A 13,739-nucleotide genomic window follows, 5' to 3' on the forward strand; every position below is an offset into this window, starting at 1 on the left:
CTTCAGGCGGCCTTGCGATCCGAGACCCGCTCGATCGGAAACCGATCGACGAGCCGCGCGAACACATCGGCGCCAGCAGCCCCTGCCGGCACGTAGAGCTTCAATTTCCACGAGACGATCTCAGAAATCAAGCCAAATGCCTTCAGCCGCCCGATACCCAGATCGTTGAAACCGGTGAGCTCGATCCGCCAATCGTTCATCGCGCGGACGCGCGCGACGCGCTGGCCCTCGGTAAGATGCAGGACGGCTTCGCCCGCAAGCAACATCGACCAGGCAGTTTCGGCCGACAGCTTAGGCGGCCCGTCGTCGACGATCCGCGCAGCCCATGCGGGCGATACGCGGCGGCCGATCACGCGCTCGCCCGCATCGGTCTGCAGCCGGTAGACCCGCGTCGACTCGTTCGGCAGACTCCGCCAGATCGGCAGCAAGAGGCCCGCGACCATGTGCAGCGTTCCGGTCTCATAGTCGGGAAGCTCTCCAAGTTCGGCTTCCCACGCCGCCGTGAACGCCTCCGCATCGACGATAGTCCAGTGGCTCGCCCCGAACTGCTCGGCGAGGATCAGCACTGTCTCCATGGGGCGGATCAGGCGGAAGCGGCGATGCACCGCACCCTCGTCGTCGATAAGGCTGCGTGCGCGCAGCTTGACCGCTGCCCGGCCCGAACGCCCGTTCACCAGCAACGCCGCTTCTTCAGCCCGTGCGAGATCGAGCGCCTTGCCGAGCGAGAGCGGGACGACGCGGTCCCTCCGGTCGATGGTCAGAAGCTGGGTTTCTGCGCCAGTGCCCGGGTGGGTGTAAATCGTCCGGCGATCGGTGACGACGAAGCTCTCGGCGCGCAGCGTCTCGAGGCCGACCTCATAACTGCCCGCCGCGACCGCCGCCTCGATCCGCGCGACGAGCAGCCCCTCGAACGCTTCGAACAGGATATTCTGAAGGTCGATGGTGAGCGCGAGCATGCGGTTGAGGAAGGTGGTGATCGGCGGCAGTTCGTCGCGAATCCCGCCTTCGGCATCGAGCAGCGACAGCCCGGTCGCGGCCTCGAAGCTGAGCAGTGAGCAGCCCTCCACCTTGCCGCGCACGATCAGCATGTAGAGCTGCCGGAGCGCGTCGCGGGCATAGAAGGATTCCAGATTGTCGTGCGCGCTGAACATATTCTGGCCGCCCGTCTGCCGCTGCCCGCGCGTGATCGCGCCCATCGTGTCGAGCCGCCGCGCGATCGTCGAGATGAAGCGCTTCTGCGCCTTCACGTCGGTCGACACCGGGCGGAACATCGGCGGCTGCTTCTGGTTCGTGCGGTTCGTGCGCCCGAAACCCTGGATCGCGGCATCGGCCTTCCAGCCCGCCTCGAGCAGATAGTGGATGCGGCGACACTGGTTCTTCGCGCCAAGGTCGGCATGATAGGAGCGCCCGGTGCCGCCGGCTTCCGAAAAGACGAGAATTCGCTTCTCATCGTCCATGAAGGCATGCGTCTCGCCGATATTGGCGCTGCCCGGACGGTTCTCGACCGCGAAGCGGACGTCGCCATCCTCGCCGACCCGCGGCACGATCCGCCGCGAGCGCCCCGTCACCTCGGCCACCATATCGGTCCCGAAATGCTGAACGATCTGGTCGAGCGCGCCCGGCACCGGCGGCAGCGACGCCAGTTTCTCGATCATCGCGTCGCGGCGCCGACAGGCTTCACGGCTGACGATCATATTACCATCGCCGTCATAGGCCGGGCGCGAGGAGAGATTGCCGTCGCCGTCGGTGCAGGGCTCGAAGAGCTGGACCGGGAAGCTCGACGCGAGATAGTCGAGCACATATTCGCGCGGCGTGATGTCGACCGACACATCGTTCCACTCGTCCGCCGGGATCTCGGCCAGCCGCCGCTCCTGCAGCGCCTCGCCGGTCGAGACAATCTGAACGACCGCCGCATGACCCGCCTCCAGATCGCGCGCGATGCTCGCGATCGCGCTCGGTGTCTGCATCGCGGTGATCAGATGGTTGAAAAAGCGCTGCTTGGTGCTTTCGAACGCCGATCGCGCCGCCGACTTGGCCTGCGCATTGAGCGTGCCATGTTCGGCGCTCGTCACTCCCACCGCCTCCATCGCGGCGTCGAGATTGTTGTGGATGACCTGGAAGGCGGCGGCATAGCTGTCGTAGATGCGCCGTTGTTCGCTCGTCAGCGCATGTTCGAGCAGTTCATATTCGACGCCGTCGAAGGACAGCGAACGCGATGCGTAAAGTCCGAGCGCCTTCAGGTCGCGCGCGAGCACTTCCATTGCCGCAACCCCGCCGTCCTCGATCGCCGCGACGAAATCGGTACGTGAGGCGAAGGGGAAATCGCTCCCGCCCCAGAGACCGAGGCGCTGCGCATAGGCGAGATTCTGCACCGTCGTGGCACCCGTCGCCGAGACATAGACGATGCGCGCCTCGGGAAGCGCATGTTGGAGGCGAAGCCCGGCACGGCCTTGCTGCGAAGGCTTCTGATCGCCGCGTTCGCCCTTCCCACCCGCGGCATTGGCCATCGCATGGGCTTCATCGAAGATGATGACGCCGTCGAAGTCGCGGCCGAGCCATTCGACGATCTGCTCGATCCGGCTCGCCTTCCCCTCGCGCCCTTGCGAACGCAATGTCGCATAGGTGGTGAAGAGAATGGCCTCGCCGAGCTTCACCGGTGCCCCCTGCCGGAAGCGCGACAGCGGCGTGACGAGCAATTTCTCCTGCCCCAGCGCCGACCAGTCGCGCTGCGCGTCTTCGAGCAGCTTGTCCGACTTCGAGATCCAGAGCGCACGGCGGCGGCCTTTCAGCATATTATCGAGAATGATGCCCGCGACCTGCCGGCCTTTGCCCGCGCCGGTGCCGTCGCCGAGGAACCAGCCGCGCCGGAACTGCACCGCGCCTTCCGCGTCATCGGATGCGGCGCCGACGACGTCCCAGGTGGCATCGACCGTCCACGCACCCGAGAGATGCCCGCCATGGGCTTCGCCCGCATAGATGATCGATTCAAGCTGCGCGTCGGACAGCACGCCTTCGCTGACGAGATGCGCCGGCAGATGCGGTCGATAGACAGGCTTGGGGGGCGCGACCGATGCCATCGAGGCCGACTGGACGAGCGCGGTGGGATGCGGCCTCGCCCCGGGAATGGAGAGCGATTGAAGTGCATAGGGCTCGTAGATCGTGTCGCCGAGCTGGCCCTCGGGCGGCACCCAGTCCAATGTTTCATAGCCAAGCTCGACGCCGGCATCGCCGGGCGGCGCAGCCTTTGCCGAAGCCCGGGCACATGCGTCATCAACATTCGCCGTCGCTCGGGCCTGCACCGCCGTCGCCGGTGCAACGGGCAAAGCGGGCGGTGCCGGGCGCGGCGGCAGATCCTCCTCGACCCATTGGAGCAATGTGGCAAGGTCGGGGGCTTCGCCGCGGCTTTGTGGAAGCTGCGCGGGATCGCCCGCGGGAACCTTGTCGATCACGATGAGGCGGGTGGGTATCGTCGTGCCATGCCTGGCGAAGACCTTGCCGGCGATCGCCGCCGAGAAACGAAGCGTGGCGCTTTCCTGCAAGCGGATGAAGGCGCCGCGCCATGCCGGCGCCTCAGGCGAGCAGCCGGCACCCACGATGGCGACAAGCCGGCCGCCGTCTTTCAGCCGCGCCAGCGCCGAGGCGATGTGACGAAGCGCCGCGCCCTTCATCTTGCGATCGACATTCACGAGTGAGGAGAATGGCGGGTTGATCAGAACGACATCGGGCGCGACCCCAGGATCGAGCCGGTCGTCGATCGCCGCGGCATCGTGACGGCTGACCAGCGTCGGCGCGAAGAGCAGCTCGAGCAAGCCCGCGCGCAGTTCGGCGAATTCGTTGAGCGCGAGCGTCGCGCCGGCAAGACCCGCGTGCACGGCGAGCATTCCCGTCCCCGCCGAGGGCTCGAGCACGCAATCGCCGGGCCGGATCGCGGCAGCGAAAGCGGCGACGAAGGCGAGCGGCAGCGGGGTCGAGAATTGCTGGAAGGACTGCCCCTCCTCGGAGCGCCGCGTCTGGGTCGGGACACGCGCCGCGATGCGCTGCCACATGGCGAGCTGGCGCTGCGGCGCGCGGCCGCGAGCGGCCAGCGCGCGCCCGTAGCGGCGCAGCAGCAGGACCTGCGCCGCCTCGCACGCATCATAAGCCATCTTCCAGTCCCACGCGCCCTCCGCATCCTTCTGGCCGTAGGCCGACGTCATCGCGATCCGAATCTGCCCGGTGTCGAAGGGCGTTCCGTCCTCGAGCAGCGGAAGAAGGCGCTGGGCAGCGTCCAAGAGCCGCGCCGCCGGGGTGGCTGCGGGTGAGGAAGCGGATGAGGAAAGCGGGGCGGCGCCTGCCGCGGCTTCGGGCAAAATGGATCGCATGGCGGAATATCCTGGAGAGGCGTTAAAGGGTAGCCGCCAGGCGCTCTCTCCTGCACCCTGGGGCTATCCCCTTCCGGCCCGCCTCTCCCTCTCAGCCAAAGCGCTCCCCGGCTTCGGTGAAGCCATAGCCATTGGCCAGGATCGCCTCGTCGACGGCCTCATCGGAGATCAGATAATCGAACTCGCGCTCGAGCTGCCGGTAGAGCCAGCGCGCCAGATCGCGCAGCGCTTCGCCAACCTCTTCCTCCGCATCCGCGGTCATCTCCCGCAACATCGGGTCATCGCGCTCGACAGCGATCGCCATGCTATATTCGTGATGATATCGGCCGCGGTGCGCGACGACCGACGAAAGCTGATAGAAGTTCCGGCGCTGGACCGCCTGCAACGCGGCGGCGATGCGATGAAGCTCGGCGTCTTTTGGCGCATAGCCGCGGATATTCTTCAGCGCGGCCTTGGCGTAGCGATAGACACCCTCGAAGCATGCTCCGTCGCCCTGGCTCGCGAAGCCCGAAAACCAGATACAACTTCGCGCGCGCGTGCCGCCGCCGAACAGGTGGACCCGCTGCGTCGCCAGTTCGACGCCGACAAGGTCGCAGATGCGCTCGAAGTCGGCGAAGACGGCATCGTACCAATCATGATCGAAGCCGTCCTCGCGATACCAAGCGCGGGCCCGGTCCTTTGCCGCCTCGGAAAGCTCTTCGAGACCATATATGGTCGTTTCGACAATCTCGGGCATCGGCTTGCCTCCTTTGAACGGGTCGAAGAGGTGGGAAAAAGGGAGGCGGACATGCCTGCCTTCCCAAACAAGGACCTACCTCCCCAAAAAGGAAAAGCCCGGCACAGAGCCGGGCCTTTCAGTCGGTTTGTCAGCACTGGATCGATCAGCGCGGAGGATGTTCGCCCTGAAGCCGGCCAAGAGCTTCTTCAAGGAAACCCGTCGTCGACATCGTGTCGATGTCGTCGGCGGTGATGAAGTTGGCCATGCCGCCGAAGCCATCGGGGCGCATCTTCGAGCAGGTCCAGGCCATCATCACCTGCAAATGATCGAGTGTCTCCGATCGCCGCACGATGTCCTGGAGGATGGCCTCATAGCCGAACATCGACACATCGATCTCGAGTTCGGTCGTCCCCGCCTCGCATTCGCCGAGCTCCCTTTCGACCAGTTCGGCGGTGCAGCTTTGAACGCCCTTGCTTTCCGCAAGCAGCGTCTTCGCCTCATCGACCGACAGGAACAGAAAGTCGTTCGGACCCGCGCTCGCGAAGAAATAGACGTCGTCGCCCATATCCTCATGCTCGAAGATTTCGCCAAGGATCCTTCGCTCGAGCACGGTCATGGCCGCGACCGGGACATCGGGCTGGATGACCGTCTGGGAGAAATAGTCAGCCATGACAGGCCTCCTCCACAGCAGCCGCATCCACCGGTGGGGGATCGCCCTCGACCACCAGCGGCGGCACGACAAAGGCCGCGGCGTCGAAATAGGCGAGGACCGCCGCGATGCTTCCGCGCTCGTTCACCAGATAGCGGTCGATCATGACGCGGTCGGATTCATCGACCATGTAGGAATCGATCGTGCCCGCACCGCGGAAGACGATCCGTTCGGCGCTCCATTCGCCGGGATAGCTCCCCGACCAGCGGACAAACGGCAGCCCCTTCTCGGCACAGAAGCTTTCGAGGGCTTCGACCCGGCCCCAGGCGACCTCATGCGCGTGGAGCGACACCGCCTCGCCGATAGTGCGATGGCCGGGCTCGAAGGATGGACCATCCCATTCGGTCGACAGGCCCTCCATCGCGATCAGGGCCGCAAGCTCGGCGAAGGTCGATTGGTCGGCATGGCCGCCGATCGTGATCGAAACAGGGACGCGGTCAGCCATGACGCCCTCCATGGTCTGCGCCCGACATCGTCACCGGCGCCAGTTCATTGACAAGATTGGACATTTCAATTCTCCAGAAGAAGGAAAGCCCGGCACGCGGCCGGGCTCTCAAATTTGGGATCGGGTTGGACCTGCCTGGCCTCGCGGCGACTATTCGGCCGCGACCGCATCGCCGCCGGCGACATCGTCATCGAGCACGTCGGCGAGACCCGGCGGGAGTGCGTCCGCGGCGTCATCATTCGCCGCATCCGGAACCGCGGGCTCGAGACCGGGGGTGCGCAGCGGCGCCGGGAGCCAGTCGCTGTCTTCGAGCAACCGCTCGGCTTCGCGCGCCATGTCGGCCTTCTTGAGATGGTCGATCATCTGGGCGAAATTCTCGCCCCGCGCTTCGGCGACGTCGGCGAGGATCCGCGGCTTGGTCACGCTGCGGAAATAGCCATCGGCCGTCGGACGCCAGCCCGCGGCGAGCACATCGAGCCCCACCGCCTGCGCCAGCACATGGCTGTGCGCAATCCGGCGCTCGACGCCATGCGCCGAGATCCGGCCATTGTCATATTTGGGCACGATCTCGGCCTGCGCGTTGACGCAGAGCGACGCACAATGCGCGAACAGCTTCGTCTGCTCCTCGCCATCGAGCGTGAGCAGATGGTCCCACACATCCTTGTCCGACTGCGGGAGCCGCTCCTTCCATTCGGCCGCGCGCGCGTCGATCGCCTGCGCGGGGCCGCAATCGCGCAAATTGGTCGGCGCGTTCGTGAAATAGACACGGTTCGGCGACACCTGAACGCAGCTTTCCCTGCTGCTCGAATAGAAGCAGCCGAGAACGAGGGCATGGAGAACCGATGCGAAGGCGGTCGCCGGATCCTGTGCGAAGGCGTCCTGAAGCGCGAGCGTGCGCCACGCCGTCAGATCCGACACGAGGCGATCGGGAAGAGGCCGGAGTATCTCCGCCTCCTCGTCCGCACCATCGTCGGCGGGCACTGCGGCCTCGTCGCCTGCGTCCGGACCGGCGGACCGGGCATCGCCGCCCGCAGCCGAGTGCGCTTCGTCTTCGGACGCTTCCGCCTCCGGCTCGTCCTCGGGCTTTACAAATCCGCGCTCGACCCGCACCGACCCGTCCCGGTCGATCGAGACGAAAGCGCCGGCGATCGCCATCTGGGCCGGATCGAAAAGCTCCGGCCGGTCCGCGAGCGCGCCAAGCTCGGTCTCGATCGCATCGAGCCGCGCGTGGACCTCGGCCGGAACCTCCGGCGCATCGGCCCATTCACCCTCAAGTTCCTCGCCTTCGGCCTCAAGCGCGGCGACGCGCGCCAGTTCATCCTCGCTCATCGGGGTCACCTCGCGGTCGATCTCGCGGAGGCCGCGCGTGGCGTCCCACGGCAGGTCGATCGAGGTCGTCACCCATTTCCAGCCTTCGGCAAGGATACGCTCGCCTTCCGCCTTCAGCCGCTCGTCGACCAGCCGGTCGAGAAGCGCCGGATCGGTGAGCCAGCCGCCGCCATCGGCCTCGAACAGGTCGCGCACGATGCCGCCACCGGCTTCGACATAGGCGCCCAGACCGACGAAGCATGTCCGTTTGTCGGCGGCGCGCACGCTGTTCTCGGTCAGTTTCTGGCGAATATAGGCCGCCGATTTGTTGAAGCTGTGTTCGAGCTGATCCCACAGCTCTTCCTGGCGCGCATGGTCGTCCGACACGGTGAACGCCATCAGTTGGTCGAGCGTCATCGCATCATCGGCATAGAGGGTATGCAGCTTCGGCGAGACAGCCGCGAGCCTGAGCCGCTGGCGCACCGCGGCCGGAGTGGTGTGGAAGTGCGCGGCGATTTCCTCGATCCCGGTGTCCTTCTCGACCATCGCCAGCATCGCGCGAAACTCATCGAGCGGATGAAGCTGCTCGCGAAAGCTGTTTTCGGCGAGACTGTCCTCCTCGGCGAGGATGTCATTGTCGGCGACGCGCACGACGCAGGGGATCGGCGCATCCTTCGCGAGCCTTTTGCGCTTCACCAGCAATTCCAGCGCGCGGTGGCGGCGCCCGCCGGCCGGTATCTCGTACCGGCCGGTTTCCTGGCCGTCGGCGCCGAGCAGTGGCCGGACGTTGAGGCTCTGGAGCAGCCCGCGCCGGTCGATATCGTCGGCGAGCGCATCGATCGACACACCGGCCTTCACACGCCGGACATTGGACTGCGACAGGACCAGCCGGTCGAGCGGGATATCGCGCGACGGGCTGAGGGTGATTTTGGCGGCAGTTCTGGCCATGGCCATTCTCCATGACGGGCCGCCGCGAGACACTCTCCCGGCTTCCAAGCCCGTCACGAAAAACCGGCCCTCCTCTCCCTTTTTGGGGCCGCCGCAGGCGGACCTATCCGCACCCGGCAATTCGGGAGCCGCGCCCGCTCATCCGCGCCGCCGCTTCGCGCAAACTCCGCTCGCCGAGCAGGATCGAGCCCGCGCTGCGAGCCGCCGCCGCATATACGGAGAGCGGATGATGCGGTGTGAAGCCGAGGTCGCGCTCGATGCCGAGGCCGTAGGGCAACCGGACTGCTTCGAGTTCGGCGAGCGCGAAACTGCCCAGCTCGGGACATCCGAAGCCGAGATCGGCAAGGCCGAACAGGATCCCGTCCTCGTCCATCTCGGTCGCGAGCCAGGTCGCCGAGCCCACCGGGTTGAAGAAGCGCACGACGGGTGCCGGGTCGGGTTCGCGCCCGCCGCGCGCGACGGCGGCGCGATGGGCCGCGTCGTTGGCGCGTAGTCGCGCCGCGAGATCGGGGGTCAGGAGTTTCATGCCGTCGCCCTCCGCGCCAAGGTTGGGGCGTACACGCCGGTCGGGCGAACGCCGGGCCGCGCGAATGCCCCGTGAAAGAAGGAATGATATGTCATGCAAGGTCTCCGCAGCGGACCGGAGGCAGGGCCACTCCCGCCTCCTTCGATCCGCTCGCCAGGACCCGTGCCTTCCTCTCGCTCTCTTTCCGGGCGCCGCGCGGCAGGCCGGTGACCGGAATATAGATGCAGATCTGGGGCCAATTTTCCGGGGCCCGCGCCTTTCCCGTTTCTGGTCAATCGATTAGGACCGGGAGGCGATCGCCATCGCGCAGCAGGGGCGAGGGCAAAAGCCCGCCCCGCCGAGGGCCGGGACCAGTCGCGCAATGTCCCATCTGTCGTCCGTGCCGGAGAGGAACCGGGACCGGCGACCCAGGGAGCGGCTCGCGGGATCGACGGGTTGGGAACGTGCCGGCGACCGGACAGTCACAGTGAAGCATTTTTGTTTGATGGAGGAACTCGCCCTCGAAATTTCCACGGCGACGAATGAGGACGGGCTCTTCGAAGCCCTGGCGCGCGCATCGATGCGCCTCGGCTTCGACCATTTCGCGCTCGCCTATGACCGGCGCGGCAATGCCGAGCCGGCATCCTTGCTGGTTCATAATTATCCCGACGCCTGGGCCAAGGTCTATGTCGGCTTCGATCTTGGCGGTGCCGATCCGGTGCGCCGCGCCGGCGAACGATCGATGACCGGCTTCCGCTGGGACGAGATCGAGAGCTATATCCCGCTGACCCGCGGCGACCGGCAGATGCTCCATGTCGGCCGCGAATATGGTCTCGCCGATGGCTATACGGTGCCGCGCCACCTCCCCGGCGAGGCCAGCGGCGCCTGCTCCTTCGTCCTGCGGCCTGAGAGCGAGCTGCAGGACGATATGCTCCGCATTGCCGAAATCATCGGCGCGCTCGCGATCGTCTCGGCACGCCAGCTCGTCGGCGCCGTGCCGCTAAAAAGCAAAGCGACGCTGAGCGAACGGCAGCGCGAGTGCGTATTATGGACCGCACGCGGCAAGACCGCGGCCGAAGTGGCGGTCATTCTCGGGATCGGCGAAGTGACGGTCGTCCAGCATCTCAAGACCGCGCGCGACCGCTACGACGTGCATTGCGGCCAGATGCTGACCCTCTGCGCGCTGTTCGATGGCCTCATCGGATTCGGGGACGTCTATGACTGGTGGCACGCGCGCTGACCGCGTCAACGACGACTTGTCCGGAAATTCAGCAAGGAGGCAGGCACGCCCGGAATGACAGCCGAGGCAAGGGCGTGCCGCTCAGTCGCAGCACGCGCCCTTGCCTCCGATCTGGATCGGAGGGCAGGGCGTGGTTCCATAGGAGCAGAACACGCAGCAGTCGCCGGGCTCGGGCCTCAGCACGGCACCGCAGCCCTTGCAGTCATAGAAGAACTGACAGGCGTCGGTCGGCATCGTTTCCGTCTCGCGATGGCCGCACTGCGGACAGGTGATCGTCGAACGAAGGTCGGGGCCGGCATCAGACATAATGGTAGCCCGCCCACAGCAGCGCCGCGCCAAGCAGGAGGCCGGCAAGCGTCAGGATGCGCACCCAGCGGGGCGTGCAGGCACCGCCGGGGCCACAGCGCGCGGCCGCGCGCTGCTGGCGGAACAGCAGGAAGGCGCCGAGAATGAGGCATGCCGCCCCGATCAGAAGAAGCGGCGTGCGATAGGGCATGGCGACCATCGCGATGCCGCCGAGCCATGCGGCTCCGATCCCCGCAGAGGCCAGCAGGAAGGGCAGCGCGCAACAGGATGCAACGCCGAAAGCCGCGGCGATGCCGGCTAAGGTGAACGCGCCGGCGTCGATACCCTTGGGGCGATTCTGCATTGGGATCGGTTCCTTGTGCGGTGTGAGGGGACGCCGTAGCATCTGTAGCAGCTACAGACTCAAGAGGTATTTTTGCGATGGCCGCAACCAGAGCGATGCAGATCGGCGAACTCTCGCGCCGCACAGGCTGCAACATCGAAACGATCCGCTATTATGAGCGGATCGGCGTCCTCGACGTTCCGCTCCGGCGCGGTCGCTACCGCAACTATGGCGAGGAGGATGTAGGGCGCCTCGGCTTCGTGCGCCGGGCCCGAGAGCTCGGTTTCACCCTCGACGAGGTGCGGGCGCTGCTCCAACTCGCGACTGGAGGCCAGGCTGCCTGCGCCGAGGTGCGCGACGTCGCCTCGTCGCACCTTGCGGATGTGCGCGCGAAGATCGCCGATCTCAAGCGGATGGAGCGTGTCCTCGCCGCTTCGGTACGGGCTTGCGAGGCCGGCGACGATCCCGCCTGTCCGCTGCTCCAGACGCTTCGGGCCGGTACACCGCACGGCTGATCGTCCGGATGACACCCGCGTGACGACGAGCGACAGGCTCAACTATCAAGAGCTTCTGGAATCGCGCGGATCATCCTCATATCTGGGGATACGCGCAGTCCACCGAAAATGATTTGATTCCCGGCACCAACAGCCGAGGAATCATCATGATCGACACGACCCCGCGGGCGCCCGCCGCGCCCGGGAACGCGGCGCTGCGCGCCATGTTCGCCGCGCGCAAGAGCGTCTTCATCGACCTGCTCAAATGGGACCTGCCAGTACTCGCCGGCCAATATGAGCTCGACCATTTCGACACGCCGGCGGCGCGCTATCTCATCCTGCTCGACGCCGATGGCCGCCACCGCGCCTCGGCGCGGCTGCTCCCGACCGAGGGCGCACATCTCCTTGGCGATCATTTTGCGCATCTGTGCGCCGGCGACGTGCCGCGCGGCCCCACCGTGTGCGAGATCAGCCGCTTCTGCCTCGACCGGGACCAGGACGCAGCATCGCGCCGCGCCGCGCGCGACCAGCTGGTGACCGCCCTTGCAGAGCATGCGCTGCGCGAAGGCATCACCGATTATACCGGCGTCGCCGACCTATGCTGGTTCGATCAGGTCCGGGAGTTCGGCTGGAGATGCGACGCGCTCGGGCCGAAGGCCGCGGATCCGGGTGGGAGATTGATGGCATTGCACATCCATATCGACGCGCATGTGCTCGACGACCTCAAGCGCGGCGGCGTCTATGCGCCGCTCTCGTTCCGCCTCGCCGACGACGATGGGGAGGCGGAAGCATGACCGGTCTTGCGTCCGATGATCTTGCCCGGGAACTGCGCGAGACGGGATACTGCATCGTCCCCGACCTGATGCCGCCGGATGCGATTGGGGCGCTCGACGCCGATCTCGATCCGGTCTTCGCCGCGACACCGTTCGGGCGCGGGGATTTCTACGGTCATCGCACCAAAAGATTCGGCGCGCTGATGAAGCGCTCGGCCTGGGCGCAGGCATTGGCGCTCGAACCCACAATTCTCGCGGCGGTCGAATCCATTCTCGGCGATGCCTGCGAGAGCATCCAGCTCAATGTCGCGCAGGCGATCGAAATCCATCCGGGCGAGATCCGGCAGTTTCCGCACCGCGACCATGACATGTGGGCGGGAGAAAAAGGCGCGCATGAGTATCTGGTCAACATCATCTGGCCGCTCACCCCCTTCACCGCCGACAATGGCGCGACGCACATCTATCCGCACAGTCATGGCGCGGACGGCATGGCAAAGACGGATCCCGGCGAGCCGATCGTCGCGGCGTGCGACCCGGGCGCCGCGATCTGTTTTCTGGGCTCGACCGCACATGGCGCCGGCGCCAATATCACCGACCAGGTGCGGCGCGGCGTCGTGATCGGCTACAGTCTCGGCTGGCTCAAACCCTATGAGAATTTGTGGCTCGCCTATCCGCCCGAGGTCGCACGCGGGTTCCCGCCCGAGCTCGCCGCGCTCGCGGGCTATCGCCAGCACCGTCCCAATCTCGGCAATTATGAAGGCCAATGTCCTTCGATCCTGCTCGGAGGCGAAGTCCCGGAACATGTCGGCGCCGTCGATGGGCTGCGTCCCGACCAGATGGAGATGCTCGCAGGCTTTGCGGCGGCCGAGCGGAACAGCGCATGAGTCCCGCGCATGTCGTCGAGCCGACTTATGAAGCGATCAAGCGCCGGTTGATGGCGGGCGGCTGGACGCCCGGCAGCCGCTTGGAATCGGCGAAGATCGCCGATCAGCTCGGCGTCAGCGTGACGCCGGTGCGCGACTGCCTCTACCGCCTGGCGGGCGAGCGCATGGTCGATTTCACCCATGGCGACGGATTTCACGCGCATAGCCTTTCCGAGACCGAATATCGCGACATGCTCGAACTCCACCTCATTCTGCTGCTCGCGGCGCTTGCGACGACCCCGCGCGGGCGCGCGGCGCCAGATCCGCAGGATGGCGACTATCCCGACCGAACCGCCGGGCTGTTCATCGAAATGGCCGCGCGGTCGGGCAATGGCGAACTGGTCGCGAGTATCACTGCGCTCGGCGACCGCCTCCATCTGGCGCGGCACCTCGACGAACAGCTTGTCGGCGAAACAGCCGCGGAACTCGATGCGCTCGCGGCCGCGCTGACAAGCGGCACGCCGCACGGGACGCGCAACCTTCTGCTGCGCTATCACGAACGCCGCGCCGGCGAAGCGGCCAGCTACGCCCGGCTACTCGGAGGCGCGTCATAGAGCCGGACCCGGCGCTCAGCGCCTGATTCCACCCATAATCCTTGTCTTTGCGCGGCCATGCTGACATGATTCGGGGTGCGGGATCGATCTGGCAACGCCCGTGCGATAATATCGCCAGCCATTATGAACGCCC

Annotated in this window: 13 protein-coding genes; 5 read left to right on the forward strand and 8 right to left on the reverse strand. The window is 66.3% G+C overall.

Translation table 11 applies throughout. The annotated features are described in order from the left end of the window. Window positions 1–2: 2 nt before the first annotated feature. The 6 genes from CHB69_RS15715 to CHB69_RS15740 all read right to left on the reverse strand — a co-directional run bounded on the left by CHB69_RS15715 (window position 3) and on the right by CHB69_RS15740 (window position 9,015). Complete coding sequence (locus CHB69_RS15715; RefSeq protein WP_089216921.1) at window positions 3–4,361, reverse strand: strawberry notch family protein; 4,359 nt, start codon at window positions 4,359–4,361, stop codon at window positions 3–5. Window positions 4,362–4,452: 91 nt separating this feature from the next. Further along, window positions 4,453–5,097 carry an antitoxin of toxin-antitoxin stability system gene (locus CHB69_RS15720; RefSeq protein ID WP_089216922.1) on the reverse strand — a complete coding sequence of 215 codons (645 nt, stop codon included), beginning with the start codon at window positions 5,095–5,097 and terminating at the stop codon, window positions 4,453–4,455. A 145-nt stretch (window positions 5,098–5,242) separates the two neighbouring features. Continuing rightward, window positions 5,243–5,749 carry a hypothetical protein gene (locus CHB69_RS15725; RefSeq protein ID WP_089216923.1) on the reverse strand — a complete coding sequence of 169 codons (507 nt, stop codon included), beginning with the start codon at window positions 5,747–5,749 and terminating at the stop codon, window positions 5,243–5,245. After that, on the reverse strand, window positions 5,742–6,233 hold the full coding sequence (locus CHB69_RS15730) for a hypothetical protein (protein WP_077032458.1): 492 nt from the start codon (window positions 6,231–6,233) through the stop codon (window positions 5,742–5,744). Before CHB69_RS15730 ends, CHB69_RS15725 begins: the two co-directional genes overlap by 8 nt. Window positions 6,234–6,383: 150 nt before the next feature. Next, the gene (locus CHB69_RS15735; protein WP_089216924.1) at window positions 6,384–8,489 is read right to left on the reverse strand and encodes a ParB/RepB/Spo0J family partition protein; all 2,106 of its coding nucleotides are present in this window, start codon (window positions 8,487–8,489) and stop codon (window positions 6,384–6,386) included. A 103-nt stretch (window positions 8,490–8,592) separates the two neighbouring features. Further along, complete coding sequence (locus CHB69_RS15740; protein ID WP_077031314.1) at window positions 8,593–9,015, reverse strand: DUF2958 domain-containing protein; 423 nt, start codon at window positions 9,013–9,015, stop codon at window positions 8,593–8,595. 484 nt (window positions 9,016–9,499) lie between these two features. On the opposite strand from CHB69_RS15740, the gene CHB69_RS15745 reads away from it, so the two are divergent. After that, on the forward strand, window positions 9,500–10,234 hold the full coding sequence (locus CHB69_RS15745) for a LuxR family transcriptional regulator (RefSeq protein WP_170935597.1): 735 nt from the start codon (window positions 9,500–9,502) through the stop codon (window positions 10,232–10,234). An 81-nt stretch (window positions 10,235–10,315) separates the two neighbouring features. Here CHB69_RS15745 and CHB69_RS15750 read toward each other — a convergent pair whose 3' ends face one another. Both CHB69_RS15750 and CHB69_RS15755 read right to left on the reverse strand, forming a co-directional pair. Then, window positions 10,316–10,540: a GDCCVxC domain-containing (seleno)protein gene (locus CHB69_RS15750; protein WP_053555751.1), complete on the reverse strand. Its 225-nt coding sequence runs from the start codon at window positions 10,538–10,540 to the stop codon at window positions 10,316–10,318. Then, complete coding sequence (locus tag CHB69_RS15755; RefSeq protein ID WP_053555752.1) at window positions 10,533–10,883, reverse strand: mercuric transporter MerT family protein; 351 nt, start codon at window positions 10,881–10,883, stop codon at window positions 10,533–10,535. The genes CHB69_RS15750 and CHB69_RS15755 overlap by 8 nt, the downstream gene beginning before the upstream one ends. 77 nt (window positions 10,884–10,960) lie before the next feature. Between CHB69_RS15755 and CHB69_RS15760 the strand changes: the two genes are divergently transcribed. From CHB69_RS15760 to CHB69_RS15775, 4 genes are all read left to right on the forward strand, one after another. Then, complete coding sequence (locus CHB69_RS15760; protein ID WP_053555753.1) at window positions 10,961–11,377, forward strand: MerR family transcriptional regulator; 417 nt, start codon at window positions 10,961–10,963, stop codon at window positions 11,375–11,377. Window positions 11,378–11,523: 146 nt separating this feature from the next. Next, complete coding sequence (locus tag CHB69_RS15765; RefSeq protein ID WP_053556400.1) at window positions 11,524–12,150, forward strand: acyl-homoserine-lactone synthase; 627 nt, start codon at window positions 11,524–11,526, stop codon at window positions 12,148–12,150. Further along, on the forward strand, window positions 12,147–13,013 hold the full coding sequence (locus CHB69_RS15770; RefSeq protein ID WP_053555754.1) for a phytanoyl-CoA dioxygenase family protein: 867 nt from the start codon (window positions 12,147–12,149) through the stop codon (window positions 13,011–13,013). The genes CHB69_RS15765 and CHB69_RS15770 overlap by 4 nt, the downstream gene beginning before the upstream one ends. Beyond that, a complete protein-coding gene (locus tag CHB69_RS15775) occupies window positions 13,010–13,606 on the forward strand; it encodes a GntR family transcriptional regulator (protein WP_089216926.1) in 597 nt (198 codons plus the stop codon). The genes CHB69_RS15770 and CHB69_RS15775 overlap by 4 nt, the downstream gene beginning before the upstream one ends. Window positions 13,607–13,739: the final 133 nt, after the last annotated feature.

The organism is Sphingopyxis indica (assembly GCF_900188185.1).
Taxonomy (GTDB): domain Bacteria; phylum Pseudomonadota; class Alphaproteobacteria; order Sphingomonadales; family Sphingomonadaceae; genus Sphingopyxis; species Sphingopyxis indica.